This window comes from Pleomorphomonas sp. JP5 (assembly GCF_023721815.1).
Lineage (GTDB): Bacteria > Pseudomonadota > Alphaproteobacteria > Rhizobiales > Pleomorphomonadaceae > Pleomorphomonas.
This window is the reverse complement of the sequence record NZ_JAMDLI010000008.1, coordinates 1,226,489-1,239,286: the sequence shown is the minus strand read 5'-3', so window position 1 is coordinate 1,239,286 and position 12,798 is coordinate 1,226,489. Positions and strand designations below refer to the sequence as shown.

Sequence of the window (12,798 nt, the reverse complement as noted above, 5' to 3'; positions counted from 1 at the left end):
CTCGACCATGAACCAGAGAGGAGATGGTCTGTTGTCACTCTTTCACGGCGTAATCCCCCCGGTCGTCACCTTGTTCACCGATGAAGGCAAGTTCGATCGCGAAGGTCAGGGTCGCTTGATCGACCGTCTCGTCGACAGCGGCGTGCATGGCCTGTTCTTTCTCGGCAGTGCCGGCGAAACGGCCCACATGTCAGCCGAGATGCGTCTCGAGATCGCCGAGTTCTGTCTCGACAAGGTCGCCGGTCGCCTGCCGACGCTGATCGGCATCTCGTGGCCCAGCACCAGGGAGACCATCCGCTTCGGTCTCCATGCCAAGGCCCACGGCGCCGATGGCGTGGTGGCGATCAATCCCTATTACGCGGCCTTGTCCGAGGCGAACATCTACCGCTATTTCCGCGACACGGCGGAAGCGGTCGAGCTGCCCTTGATGATCTACAACTTCCCCGGCGTCACCAAGCAGGACCTGTCGCCCGACCTTCTGAAGCGCCTGGCCGTCGATTGCCCGGTTATCGCCGGCCTCAAGGACACGGTCGACACCCTGAGCCATATCCGCAGGTCGATCCATGTTATCAAGGAAGCCCGCCCCGACTTCCTGGTGTTCGCCGGTTACGACGAGTATCTCTACGGCACGTTGATCATGGGTGGCGACGGTGTGGTTCCGGCTTCGGCCAACTTCGCCCCGGAGCTGACGGTTGGCATCTACGAGGCCTATCGGAAGGGCGACCACGCCACGGCTGTGGCGTTGCAGCAGCGGCTCGTGCACATCCCCAACCTCTACGCCATCGAAAATCCGTTCTACGCGGTGGTGAAGGAGGCCATGCGCCTCACTGGCCAGGATATTTCCGGGGCGGTCCTGCCACCGGCCGCCCCCATCGACCCGGCGAACAAGCCGGTGGTTGAAGCTGCGCTCCGGAGAGCAGGTCTTCTCTGAGAGGATGAGCGGATGGCGACGCCGGCTGGTCGCTCGGCTGTCGCTGTCCGCTTTTTGTTTTAGAGGTCCTCGAAGTCGGCGGGAATGTTCTCGCTGAACACCGGCAAAACCGGCAGGGGCGACAAGGTCGGCAGCGCGTCCCCTCGTACGGCGGCAATCAGCCGCTGAACCGACAGCCGGGCGAGAGACTCCGGATTCTGATCGATCGCCACGTCCATCACCCCGGAGAGCAACAGGCGTCTCGTGTGCTCGGACAGGTCGTGCCCGACGAAGACGATCTCGCCGGCCCGGCCCGACTCCCCGAGCGCTTGTCCGATACCCCGATTGCCGGCGCCGATGTTGTAGAGTCCTACGAGGTCGGGCAGGTCCGCCAGGACCGCTTTGGCCTCGTCGTAGGCGCGGGATGGGTCGTCCTGAATTTCGCGATGCACGGCGATGGAAAGATTGGGAAAGCGTTCCTGCAAGATATGGCGGAATCCCATCTCGCGCTCTTCATGTCCTCTGTAGGCCAAAGCGCCGGCGAACAGCGCTACCGACCCCGACCGCTTGCCGACGAACCGGCCGAGCAGATGGCCGGCAAGCCGCCCCGCGGTCCGGTTGTCGATTCCCACATAGCCGGCCGTCGCCACGTTGGAGATGTCGGAGACCAGCGTGAGGACCGGGACGCCCGAACGCACCACGCTGCGAATGGCCTCCCGCACCGTGGGATGGTCGATGCCGATGACCCCGATGCCTTCCGACTTGCCGACCAGGCCGGAGAGGACCTGGGCGAGCGCCTCGGAGTCGAATCCCTTGATGGAGCGGACGCGGGCCTCGACGCCCTCCTTCTGGGCGGCGCGGACGATGCCCGTCGCCAGCATGGTCATGAAGGTGTTGGCCCCCCCGGGCAGCACGAAATCGAGCGCCGCTGGATGGGCCGATACCGCAGGGGGCACATCGGTGTTGGCTTCGATCGCGATGGCCGGCTTCTGCAGGCCGGCTTCCTCTTCCGAGAGATAGCCAAGAGCAACTGCCGTTGACAGAACCTGCGCTCGCGTCCGCTCCTTAACGCCATCCCGGCCATTCAGCACGCGGTCGACCGTCGTCTTCGAGACCTTGGCCTTGGCGGCGATGTCGGTCAGCGTGGCTCGTCTGTTGTCCAATTCCACCCCCGAAGGTTTCCCGCGAGGCATGCCCCGAGCGAACCTAAATGATGTCCAACGCCTTCGCCTTGCTTGCGGGCGGCGAGTTCCGACGGTGACTACCTCAGCCTTTAGGCTTAGTGGCTTTCACCGATGGCTTCCAATTCGGCAGTTTTGACAACGCGTTGCTGCTCAAGCCGATGGACCGTGACATAGCATCAAAAAACACCATTTCGCAACACCCATGATTCCATAATTGACACCATTTAGCGTCGAATATAGACGTCACTTGCAGAAGGATTTTGGTCCTTTCTGAAATTTTAGTTTCAAAATGCATCACTCAGTCCCGGGGTTGCGCTTGGCGCTCCTCATTGAGGGCTGCGCAAGGAGAGTCAGATGATCGACTTCAACGATCCCAAGCAGGTCGCGAAGGCAATTCAGTTCACCAACGTCAACCCCGACCTCACCCGCGAAGGCCTGCTGAAGCATCTGGAGATCTGCCAGAAGTATGGTTTTGACGCCGCGATGATCGGACCCTGCTGGGTGAAGCTTGCTAAGGACGTGCTGAAGGGCACCGGCGTGCGCGTTGCCACCACCTGCAACTTTCCGATCGCCAACGACACCACCGCCATGAAGGTCGCCGTCGTTCGCGAGCTGGCCAAGGAAGGCGCCGACGAGTTCGATTTCCCGCCCAACCCCGGCTTCCTGCTCGGTGGAATGGAGAAGGAGTATTTCGAGGAGCTGAAGGCCGTCACCGAAGCTGCCCATGAGGGCGGCATGAAGGTCAAGGCCATGCTGGAGTTCGGCTACATCACCACCGAAGAGCTGAAGATCAAGGCGGCCCGCTACGCCTGCGAGGCCGGGATCGACTGGGTGAAGCAGTCGAGCGGTTGGGGCAAGGGCGGTTGCGCGGCCACCGAGGAGGACGTGCGTATCCTCAAGGCCAACATCAAGGCGCCGTGCCGCGTCAAGGTGTCCGGCAAGGTCAACACCATCGAGAAGATGAAGGCCATGTTCGAAGCCGGCGCCGAGCTGGTCGGCACCAGTTCCGGTCCGGAAATCGTCGAAAGCCGCGTCGGCGACCTGGCGAACTACTGAGCTGGCATAAGAGGCAAGGGAGGACAGCCATGTCTGTTGTCGTCATCGGCAGTTATGCCAAGGCGTTGGTCATCACCGCCGATCGTATTCCCGGAGAGGGTGAGACGCTTCTCGGCAGCGACTATCGTGAAACCTATGGCGGCAAGGGGTCGGACATGGCTGTCCAGGCTGCCCGCCTCGGCGCTTCGGTCGCCTATGTGGGGGTCGTCGGTGACGACACCCACGGGCGCGAGTTCGCCGAGCTGATGCGGTCCGAGAAGATCGACGTCACCGGTCTGCGGGTCGACCCCGGCAAGCCAACCGGCGTCGGCATCATCATCAAGGACACGCGCGGCCACAACGCCATCGTTGTCGACATGGGCGCCAACGGCCTGTTCGGCAAGGCGGACGTCGATGCGTCGGAGCCGATCCTCAAGGGCGCCAAGGTGGCGCTGGCACAGCTCGAAATCCCCTTGGAAACGGCTCTCTACGGCCTCACCAAGGCCAAGGCGGCGGGAGCGACCACCATCCTCAACCCGGCGCCCGCCCGCGACCTGCGCAACGCCGATCTTTCGTCCGTCGATATCGTCACGCCGAACGAGACCGAAGCGCGCATCGTCGCCGGCCTGCCGCCGGAAGCGGATGTGCCGCTGTCGGACATTGCCGCCATCCTGCTGGATCGGGGCTGCCGCGCCGTGGTGATGACCCTTGGCGACGCAGGCGCCCGGGTTTTTACCCATGAAGGCTCGACCGCCATTGCCCCGTGCCCGGTCGACGTCGTCGACAGCAACGGCGCCGGGGACAGCTTCAACGCCGGTCTCGCCGTGGCGCTGTCGGAGGGCAAGTCCCTGCCGGACGCGGCGCGCTTTGCCAACGCCGTCGCCGGTCTTTGCTGCACACGCTGGGAGACCGTTCCCTCCTATCACAATCGCAACGAAGTGGACGCGTTCCTGGCCGCCCAGTGAACGCGACCGATAACTGGAGGCGGGGCGCCGCGAGGCGCTCTGTCGGGAGAAAGACAAATGAGACCAGGACGTATCATCCATCCGGCCTTGGCCGAGGCGATCGCCACGCTCGGGCACACCGACATCGTGATGGTCACCGACGCTGGCTTCCCGATTCCGCAGGACGCCAATCGCATCGATCTCGGCTTCTGGGAGGGAATCCCGGATGTTCGCGACATTCTGCGGGTCATCGTCGGCGAGGCCTTTTTCGAAGAGGTCCACTTCGCCACTGAAGTCCGCGATTGTCATCCCTCGCTCTATGCCGATGTCCAGAAGATCTTCACCGGTTCCGGCGCGGCCTTCAAGGGAACGACCCACGAGACGTTGTGCGGCGACTTTGCCCACCGCGCCAAGGTCGTCATCCGCTCGGGCTCCTTCGAGCCCTGGGCCAACTTCGCGCTTGTCGCCAGCACCGATCCCTTTGCCTGGTTCACTGCGAACTCGGGAGTGAAACCGCTGCCGGCCTATGTGGAGCGCCGCGCCCGCATGACCGCCAAGGAGGTGCCGGCTCTCGGCTGAACCGCACCAGGAACGATAAGCGGAGCCGGTGGAGGCCGGCTCCGACACCAAAAGGGAGGAGACCTGCATGCCCCTGGATATCGATCTCGACTTCGGGATCACGCCGAAGATGCCGCGCGACCGTTCGATGCGTATCGGCTGCATCGGTTCTGGCTTCATCATGAACGACTGCCATCTGGAAGCTTACGGGCAGGTCGGCTTCAATCCCTACGCCATTGCGTCCCGCAACCGTGCGCACGCCGAGGCTGCGGCTTCTCGCCACGGCATAGGCGTCGTCTACGATAGCTGGCAGGATCTTGTCGCCGACCCTCGGGTCGAGATCCTCGACATTGCCATTCCGCCGGACCTGCAGGTGGACGTCATTCGTGCGGCGGCGCGGCAGGCCTCGCATATCCGGGGCATCCAGGCGCAGAAGCCGCTCGCCATGTCGCTCGACGATGCCCGCGAGGCCGTCAAGATCGCCGCCGACGCCGGCATCGCCCTCTCGGTCAACTCCAACATGCGTTACGACCAGTCGATGCGGGCGCTGAAGTCGGTGCTGGATCGCGGCTGGCTCGGTGAGCCGGTGTTGGCCACCATCGAAATGCGGGCAATCCCCCATTGGCAGGATTTCCTGCACAAGTATAGCCGGGTCGAGCTCATCAACATGGGCATCCACCACATCGATGCCTTCCGCTTCCTGTTCGGGGATCCCGAGAAGATCACCTGCCTTGCCCGCCGCGATCCCAGGACGCAGTTCGAGCATATCGACGGCATCACCCAGTACACGTTCCAGTATGCGAACGGCGTGATGGCGACCAGCCTGGATGACGTCTGGACCGGCCCCAAGGGCGAGAGCGACGACGACATCTACATCCGCTGGCGCGTCGAGGGGACCGAGGGACTGGCGAAGGGCAGCATCGGCTGGCCCAAGTACCCGGCTCGTACCCCCTCGACCTTCGCCTTCACGACAAAGCGCACGCCCAAGGCCTGGATCGCGCCGAGCTGGGATGCCGTGTGGTTCCCGGATGCCTTTGCCGGCCCCATGGCCCAGCTGATGTGCGCCATCGAGGACGGCACCGAACCGGAACTGTCGGGTCGAGACAACCTCAAGACGCTCGCCTGCGTCGAGGCCTGTTATCGGTCGATTGCCGAGGAACGGACCGTGCGCTTCGACGAGTTCGATCTTTGATCAACGACGGCGGACCGTCCGGAGGAGGATCCGGACGGCACCATCAACACCTTGCAAAAAGGGAGGAAACAACATGATCCCCGTTGGCATTTTTACCGGCTATTTCCCCTATGCTCTCGCCGAAACCATTTCCAAGCTGAAGGGGCACGGCTTTAGTACCGTTCAGCTCGATCTGGCCTTCAAGGACATCGACTTCACGCCCGGCACAGTGACGAAGGACAAGTGCCACAAGGTGCGCGACGCCTTCCGCGACGCCAACCTGCCGATCAGCTGCATCTCCGGCTACACCAACATCATTCATCCCGACCTTGCCGAGCGCCGCCGCCGGGTGGAAGCTCTGAAGGAGATCATCCGTCACGCCCGCGACCTCGGCACGCCTTACGTCATCTCCGAAACCGGCACCTACAACACGGAGAGCGACTGGGTGCATGACCCGAAAAACAAGACCGAGAAAGGCTACGAGACCTGCGTCAAGGTAATCGAGGAGCTCGCCCAGGAAGCCTATGACCACGGCGCGGTGTTCCTGGTCGAGAACTACGTCAACAACGTCATCGGCTCGGTGCGCGAGTTGCAGCGACTGTTCGCCGATGTGCCGCATCCCGGTCTCGGCCTGCTGATGGATCCGACGAACTACTTCGACGATGCCCATATCGGCCACATCGACGAGACGCTGAACGAGATCTTCGATGCGCTCGGTCCGAAGATCCGCATTGCCCATGCCAAGGACTGCAAGCGCGCCGAAAATGCCGCCGAGAAGCACGCCCACATCGACGCGTCCGAAGCCCACACGTTCCGGGGCGCCGGCGCGGTCGAATTGCCGGCTCCCGGCCTCGGCTCGCTCAACTACGAGCTCTACCTGAAGCGTCTCGCCGTCCTGCATCCCAACATGCCCCTGATCATCGAGCACCTCGATGAAGCCGACGTGCCCCGCGCCAAGCGCTTCGTCGACGGGGTGTTGCGCAAGATCGGCGCCTGATCAGGCGCATGCCGACCGGCTGAGCCAGCAGCCGGTCGGCCCAGAATCCCCCCGTTTGAGGCGCATGAGAGGGCTGGATCGTCGCGATTTGCCGGTCGGACAGTGCCGGCCGGCGCATTCCTCGATCTCAGGTGGGGCGAGGTTCCTGATCTTTCACCTGCGGTTGGGTCGAGCCGCGCTCGACGAGGGAAACCGGCAGGGTGATGTTGGAGATCTCCGCGTCCGGTGCGTCAAGACGGCGAACCAGGAGATCGACGGCGTCTCGGCCCAATTGGCCGAGCGGCTGCCGTACGGTCGTCAGGTTGAGAAGCGGCCAACCCGACCACTGCATGTCGTCGAACCCCATGACCGACATGTCTTCCGGCACGCGGATGCGCATTTGCCGCAGGGCGCTGAGTGCGGTCATGGCGATCAGGTCGTTGACGCAGACGACCAGCGACGCGTCGCGCCGGCCCAGGGCGTCGAAGGCTTCCGACGGAAGGCTGGGAACCAGCGGGACCTCGATGTCCCAGACGATGTCGAGGCTGCCCCGTGCCGCTTCGATGAATCCCTCTCGCCGCTCGCGGCTGCTGTAGAGGTTTTGCAACCCGGAGAGCAGTCCGACGCGGCGGTGGCCGAGGCCGATCGCATAGTCGGCCAGCAATCGCCCGCCGCCACGATGGTCGGCATAGACCGAATCCATCCCGTCCATCGGCTGGTCGATGACGACCAGGGGCAGGGCCCGGCGGTCCGAAACGGCTCGTGGCGAAGCAAGAACGGCAATGGCGCCATCGACGCCGTGGTCGGCCAGCATGCGGATCGCCTCGGCTTCCCGGGTGGCGGTCTGCAGCCCGGAGTCGATGACGAAGGTGGCAAAGCCGTGCTCCTCGGCGCGCTGCTGAACCGCCTGGGCGATTTCCGGAAACACCGGGCTGAGCAGCGAGGGCATGATGCAGCCGATGACGTTGTTGCGTCCGGTCTTCAAGGCGCGCGCCACTCGATTGCGGCTGTAGCCGAGCTCGCGAGCCACCCGGCGTACATGCGCATCGACTTCCGGCGTCACCTTGTTGAGGTTGTTGAGAACGTAGGAGACCGTCGCTTGCGACACGCCTGCCGCCTTCGCCACGTCCTTGATCGTTGGAGTTCTCTCGCCGGACTTTCCCGCCGCCATTACGTCACTCAGAAGCTAACCATTTCGGTTTAATCGTGTAAATCCAGCCTTGACAAGGCTGCGGAGATCAAGAAATCTTCGTTTACACGTTTAAATTAGGCGCTGCTCTGGCGACCCGGCAACGGCACGACGGCTCGTCAGCGTGAGGGAATGCGCGTGTCGTCAATAAGAAGGGGAAATCATGATCCGTTTCGAGACGAGGCGCTCCGCCTTGCGCGCCGGTCTGGCTCTCGCCGCCGCCGGCTTTCTGAGCGTCGTCACCGTCGCCGAGGCTTCGGCTGCCGACAAGATTCTACTCATCATCAATGGGGCGCTCGGCGACAAGTCATTCTTTGACTCCGCCAACCATGGCATCGAGCTGATCAAGGCGAAGTATGCCGACAAGGTCGAAACCCGAGTTCTCGAAATCGGTGACGACGCAACCAAGTGGGAGCCGGCGCTGCTCGACGCCTCCGAGCAGGATTGGAACCTGATCATCCTCGGAACCTATTCGATCTCGGAAACGCTGGCCGAGGTTGCCACGCAGTATCCGGACAAGAAGTACATTCTGTTCGATGCCTCGGTTCCCTACGAGGACGGCGGCTACGAGAACGTCTACTCGATTTCCTACAAGCAGAACGAGGGTTCGTATCTCGGCGGTGTCTACAATGCCGAGCTGTTGAAGTCCGGCAAGCTCAAGGGAGATATCGGTTCTTCGCTGGGCTTCCTTGGTGGCATGGACATCCCGGTCATCAACGATTTCCTGGTCGGCTACATCGCCGGCGCCAAGTCGGTGACGCCGGACATCAAGGTGGCTGTCTCCTACGTCGGCTCGTTCACTGACGCCGCCAAGGGCAAGGAACTCGGCCTGGCCCAGTATCGTGCCGGCGTCGGCATCGGCTTCACCGCCGCTTCCCAGGCCGGCCTGGGGCAGCTGTCGGCCGCCAAGGAGACCGGTAGGTATGTGCTCGGCGTCGATTCCGACCAGGAAGCCATCTTTGCCGCCAGCGATCCGGCCATCGCCTCCCAGGTGGTCAGCTCGGTTCTGAAGAACGTCGATGTCAGCCTGTTGCAGGCCTACGACAAGTATGTTGCGGGCGAACTGAAGTTCGGGTCCGTCGAAAACCTCGGTCTGGCGGAAGGCGCCGTCGGTCTGGTGGAAAGCGGCAACTTCGAGAAGCTTGCGACGCCGAAGCTCCTTGCCGCCATCAAGACGGCAAAGGAAAAGATCGCCAGTGGCGAGGTCGAGGTGCCAAGCGCCTTTGGCATGTCCAGTGATGACCTCAATGCCCTGCGCAACTCCGTGAAGCCATGACAGATCGACGCGACGATGGGGAGCGAGCCGCCGGGCCTGCGCCCGTCGTCGCGTTCGACCATATCTCAAAGACCTACGCCAACGGAACCATAGCGCTCCGCGACGTGTCCTTCTCGATCCCTGCGCGGACCATTCATGCCATTTGCGGCGAGAACGGCGCCGGCAAGTCGACGCTGATGAAGATCCTGTTCGGCCTCGAAGGGCCGACGTCCGGTCAGGTCTTGCTCGATGGCCAGCCGGTATCGACCGCCACGCGCGACTTCGCCGGGCGCCACGGCATCGGCATGGTGCATCAGCACTTCTCGCTCATCCCGACCTTGTCGGTGACCGAGAACATCATCCTCGGCCACGAGCCCAAGAAAGGCGTCTTGATCGATCGCGCCGCCGCCCGGGCCAAAGTCGAGGCCCTGTCGCAAAGATATGGCCTCGCCGTCGATCCCGACGCCATCACCGGGCGGCTGCCGGTTGCCGCCCAGCAAAAGGTGGAAATTCTGAAGGCGCTGTCGCGCGACACCCGCGTTCTCATCCTCGATGAGCCGACCGCCGTCTTGTCTCCTCCCGAGATCAACGAGCTGTTCAACAGGCTGCGGGATCTCAGGGACCATGGCATCACCATCCTCTTCATTTCGCACAAGCTCAACGAGGTGCGCAGCCTTGCCGAGTCGGTGACGGTCCTGCGGGCTGGCCAGGTGGCCGGCGCCGCTCGCCTCGCCGACGTGCCCGACAACATGATCATGCAGATGGTGATGGGGCGCCCGGTGGAGATCACGCGTCGAGAGCCGCGCCAGGTGACCGGCGAGCCGCTGCTCGTCATGTCCGGCGTGAGCCTCGCTTCGCGCGATCCTGCCGACCGGCTGCGAGACATCGACCTCGTCATTCATCCCGGCGAGATCGTCGGCGTCGCCGGTGTCGATGGCAGCGGCCAGCGCGGGTTGGTCTCGCTGGTCACCGGAGCCGCTCGACCGGGGGCGGGCTCGATCCGCTTCGATGGCGAGGACATGGCCGCCGCGTCGACCGCGCGCTGGAGGGCTCGCGGCATGGCGCATCTTCCCTCCGACCGCTTTACCCAAGGCGGCGTACCGGCCCTGACGCTGATCGAGAACGCCATCGCCGGCACCGATGGAGACCGGCGCTTCCAGCGCGGTCCCTTTCTTCGCGGCGGCGCCATTTCCGACGCGGTCGCGGGCATGGTCGAAGATTATTCGGTTCGGGCTCTGTCGATCGGAGAGAGGCTCGACTCCCTGTCGGGCGGCAACGTGCAGAAGCTGATCGCCGCGCGCGAGCTGGCAACCAAGCCGCGCTTCCTGATCGCCGACCAGCCCACGCGCGGCATCGACGTCGCCGCCGCCGCCTTCATCCACAAGCGCATCATGGGCGTCGCCGAACGTGGCGCCGCGGTCCTGCTCGTCACGGCCGATCTCGATGAACTCCTGCGATTGTCCGATCGGGTCGTGGTGATGTTCGGCGGACAGATCACCGCCGCGCTCGCCAACGAGGCGCACCTGACGCCGGAGCGGCTCGGTCCCTTTATGCTCGGCTTGGAGGGCATGCCATGAACCGAGCCTTTCTGGCCAACCTTGTCCGCCTCGCGATAACGCTGGCGGTCATTGGGACGGTGATCCTGGCGGTCCTGCTTCCCTTCGCCTTGCCGCACGACCATCCCGGCACCGTGATCGCAGCCTTTCTGCTCGGTCCGCTGTCGAGTCTCCGGCATCTTGGCAACGTCGCCGAGTATGCGACGCCCATCGCGTTCACCGGCCTTGCCGCCACGGTGGTATTTCGCTCCGGCCTGTTCAATCTCGGCATCGAGAGCGGCGTCTTCCTGGGTGGCCTCGCCGCCACTACGGCGGCACTGCTTCTGCCATCTTTCGGCCCGTTCACGCCACTTGTCGCCATTGTCTTCGGCGCCGTCGTCGGCAGCATATCCTGCATCATACCCGGCGAACTTCGTCTTCGCTGGGAAGCGCCGGAAATGGTGACCTCGCTGGTGCTCAACTTCGCCATCCTTTACGCTGGCGTCTTCTTCCTCAACTATTACCTGCGCGATCCGGCCGCCGGCTCGCTGATGTCCTATCGCATCCCAGCCGATGCCAAGCTCGATCGTCTCCTGGCGGGAACGCGCCTCAACTCGGGCGCCATCGTGGCGTTGGTCGCCTGTCTCGCCGGTGGTGTGTGGCTCTATTTCACGCGCTCCGGTCTCAACCTTCGGATCGTCGGGCAAGGACCGGTGTTCGCCTCTCATCTCGGTCTGTCGTCCCGGCGGATCGTCATGCAAGCGCAGATCGTCGGAGGCATGATTGCTGGCATGGCCGGAGCCATCCAGGTTCTGGGGCTCTATCCGCGCTTCTCGTGGACGCAGCTGCCCGGGCTCGGCTGGACGGGTATCATCATCGCCATCCTGGCCCGGGAAAATCCCTTCTATGTCGTCCCTGCCGCCCTGTTCCTCGGCTATCTGCAAGTTGGCGGCGACTTTCTGGCCCGCGATATCGGCATCCCGAGCGAAGTGGTCGGCCTGATCACGGCCGCCATCATGCTGGCCGTCACGGCGACCGCCATTTTTCAGCATCCCGCCGTGCTTCGGCTGATCCGTCGGATACGGCGGGTGGAGGCTGCGCGATGACCGGGCTCCTCAACATCGTCGCCGATCCCGCGACCTTCGCAACGGTGCTTCGCGTCATGACGCCGCTGCTGATCGCTGCGCTCGGCATCCTGATCTCCGATCGCGCCGGGGTGTTCAACCTCGGCATGGAGGGCATGATGCTGACCGGCGCGCTCGTCGGCGTTCTGGTCAGTGCCTGGACCGGCAGCGCCTGGCTCGGTTTGCTGGCTGCGGTCGTCGCCGGGGGACTGATGGGCGCGCTGATGGCGTTTGCCGTCAACACCCTGGGCGCGAACCTGATCATCACCGGCATTGCGATGAATCTCGCGGCCTCCTCGGGGACGACGCTCGGTCTGTTTTTTGCCACAGGCGACAAAGGCATGTCCGGTGCCCTCAAGAGCGGTGTCATGCCATCCATCGACCTGCCTTTCGTCGGGGACATCCCTGTCATCGGGCCGTTCTTGTCCGGGCATAACGTGCTCACCTACGGCGCCCTGCTGGCTGTGCCGCTGGTCAGCCTGATGATGGCGAGAACGGCGTTCGGCTTGCGCATTCGCGCCGTCGGCGTCGATCCGAAGGCGGCTGCCACGGTGGGCATTTCCGTGAAGCTCATCCAGCTCAAGGCGCTCATCCTGTCGGGCGTGCTCGGCGGCATGGCAGGCGCCTATCTCTCGATGGGCTACGTCTCCTGGTTTGCCCAGGACATGACGGCCGGACGAGGCTTCATTGCCATCGCCATCGAGGTGATGGGCATGGGCACGGCCTGGGGCACTCTCGCCGCCACCATCGTCATCGCCATCGCCGAGACGCTGGCCATCACCATGCAGACGCTCGGGCTGCCGAACGAACTGATGCAGATGATTCCCTATGTGGTGCCGATCGTCGTTCTGACCATCTGGACCGCCCGCGGTCGCGCCAAGCGCGTCGCCCTCAAGTAATCCACCAAGAACCGATGG

Annotated in this window: 12 protein-coding genes; 10 read left to right on the top strand and 2 right to left on the bottom strand. The window is 63.7% G+C overall.

Annotated features, from left to right (window positions below; genetic code table 11):
- Window positions 1-31 precede the first annotated feature (31 nt).
- A complete protein-coding gene (locus M4J40_RS16825) occupies window positions 32-931 on the top strand; it encodes a dihydrodipicolinate synthase family protein (RefSeq protein WP_251755539.1) in 900 nt (299 codons plus the stop codon).
- A 59-nt stretch (window positions 932-990) separates the two neighbouring features.
- Here M4J40_RS16825 and M4J40_RS16820 read toward each other — a convergent pair whose 3' ends face one another.
- Window positions 991-2,073 (bottom strand): LacI family DNA-binding transcriptional regulator, encoded by a 1,083-nt coding sequence (locus tag M4J40_RS16820; RefSeq protein WP_251755538.1) that lies wholly within the window; start codon window positions 2,071-2,073, stop codon window positions 991-993.
- 375 nt (window positions 2,074-2,448) lie between these two features.
- Between M4J40_RS16820 and deoC the strand changes: the two genes are divergently transcribed.
- The 5 genes from deoC (at window position 2,449) to M4J40_RS16795 (ending at window position 6,799) form a co-directional block, all read left to right on the top strand.
- On the top strand, window positions 2,449-3,150 hold the full coding sequence (gene deoC, locus M4J40_RS16815; RefSeq protein WP_251755537.1) for a deoxyribose-phosphate aldolase: 702 nt from the start codon (window positions 2,449-2,451) through the stop codon (window positions 3,148-3,150).
- Window positions 3,151-3,179: 29 nt separating this feature from the next.
- Entirely contained in the window at window positions 3,180-4,094 is a 915-nt protein-coding gene (locus tag M4J40_RS16810; RefSeq protein ID WP_251755536.1) for a ribokinase, read from the top strand.
- A 57-nt stretch (window positions 4,095-4,151) separates the two neighbouring features.
- A complete protein-coding gene (gene rbsD / locus M4J40_RS16805) occupies window positions 4,152-4,652 on the top strand; it encodes a D-ribose pyranase (protein ID WP_251755535.1) in 501 nt (166 codons plus the stop codon).
- Window positions 4,653-4,719: 67 nt separating this feature from the next.
- Window positions 4,720-5,823 (top strand): Gfo/Idh/MocA family protein, encoded by a 1,104-nt coding sequence (locus M4J40_RS16800; protein WP_251755534.1) that lies wholly within the window; start codon window positions 4,720-4,722, stop codon window positions 5,821-5,823.
- A gap of 73 nt (window positions 5,824-5,896) precedes the next feature.
- Window positions 5,897-6,799: a sugar phosphate isomerase/epimerase gene (locus M4J40_RS16795; protein ID WP_251755533.1), complete on the top strand. Its 903-nt coding sequence runs from the start codon at window positions 5,897-5,899 to the stop codon at window positions 6,797-6,799.
- A gap of 127 nt (window positions 6,800-6,926) precedes the next feature.
- Here the strand turns inward: M4J40_RS16795 and M4J40_RS16790 are convergent, their stop codons facing one another.
- The gene (locus M4J40_RS16790) at window positions 6,927-7,949 is read right to left on the bottom strand and encodes a LacI family DNA-binding transcriptional regulator (RefSeq protein ID WP_251755532.1); all 1,023 of its coding nucleotides are present in this window, start codon (window positions 7,947-7,949) and stop codon (window positions 6,927-6,929) included.
- Window positions 7,950-8,130: 181 nt separating this feature from the next.
- Here M4J40_RS16790 and M4J40_RS16785 point away from each other — a divergent pair, with 181 nt between their 5' ends.
- From M4J40_RS16785 to M4J40_RS16770, 4 genes are read left to right on the top strand one after another with little or no spacing between them, the layout of a single operon-like run.
- On the top strand, window positions 8,131-9,243 hold the full coding sequence (locus tag M4J40_RS16785) for a BMP family ABC transporter substrate-binding protein (RefSeq protein ID WP_251755531.1): 1,113 nt from the start codon (window positions 8,131-8,133) through the stop codon (window positions 9,241-9,243).
- Window positions 9,240-10,799 (top strand): ABC transporter ATP-binding protein, encoded by a 1,560-nt coding sequence (locus tag M4J40_RS16780; RefSeq protein ID WP_251755530.1) that lies wholly within the window; start codon window positions 9,240-9,242, stop codon window positions 10,797-10,799. The genes M4J40_RS16785 and M4J40_RS16780 overlap by 4 nt, the downstream gene beginning before the upstream one ends.
- Window positions 10,796-11,863, top strand: a complete 1,068-nt coding sequence (locus M4J40_RS16775) for an ABC transporter permease (RefSeq protein WP_251755529.1) — start codon at window positions 10,796-10,798, stop codon at window positions 11,861-11,863. Before M4J40_RS16780 ends, M4J40_RS16775 begins: the two co-directional genes overlap by 4 nt.
- A complete protein-coding gene (locus M4J40_RS16770; protein ID WP_251755528.1) occupies window positions 11,860-12,780 on the top strand; it encodes an ABC transporter permease in 921 nt (306 codons plus the stop codon). The genes M4J40_RS16775 and M4J40_RS16770 overlap by 4 nt, the downstream gene beginning before the upstream one ends.
- Window positions 12,781-12,798 lie beyond the last annotated feature (18 nt).

Bases quoted from the DNA above. Each gene is read 5' to 3' on its own strand.
- deoC (WP_251755537.1), top strand. From the start codon at position 2,449: ATGATCGACTTCAACGATCCCAAGCAGGTCGCGAAGGCAATTCAGTTC.
- M4J40_RS16810 (WP_251755536.1), top strand. From the start codon at position 3,180: ATGTCTGTTGTCGTCATCGGCAGTTATGCCAAGGCGTTGGTCATCACC.
- rbsD (WP_251755535.1), top strand. From the start codon at position 4,152: ATGAGACCAGGACGTATCATCCATCCGGCCTTGGCCGAGGCGATCGCC.
- M4J40_RS16800 (WP_251755534.1), top strand. From the start codon at position 4,720: ATGCCCCTGGATATCGATCTCGACTTCGGGATCACGCCGAAGATGCCG.
- M4J40_RS16795 (WP_251755533.1), top strand. From the start codon at position 5,897: ATGATCCCCGTTGGCATTTTTACCGGCTATTTCCCCTATGCTCTCGCC.
- M4J40_RS16790 (WP_251755532.1), bottom strand. From the start codon at position 7,949: ATGGCGGCGGGAAAGTCCGGCGAGAGAACTCCAACGATCAAGGACGTG.
- M4J40_RS16785 (WP_251755531.1), top strand. From the start codon at position 8,131: ATGATCCGTTTCGAGACGAGGCGCTCCGCCTTGCGCGCCGGTCTGGCT.
- M4J40_RS16780 (WP_251755530.1), top strand. From the start codon at position 9,240: ATGACAGATCGACGCGACGATGGGGAGCGAGCCGCCGGGCCTGCGCCC.
- M4J40_RS16775 (WP_251755529.1), top strand. From the start codon at position 10,796: ATGAACCGAGCCTTTCTGGCCAACCTTGTCCGCCTCGCGATAACGCTG.
- M4J40_RS16770 (WP_251755528.1), top strand. From the start codon at position 11,860: ATGACCGGGCTCCTCAACATCGTCGCCGATCCCGCGACCTTCGCAACG.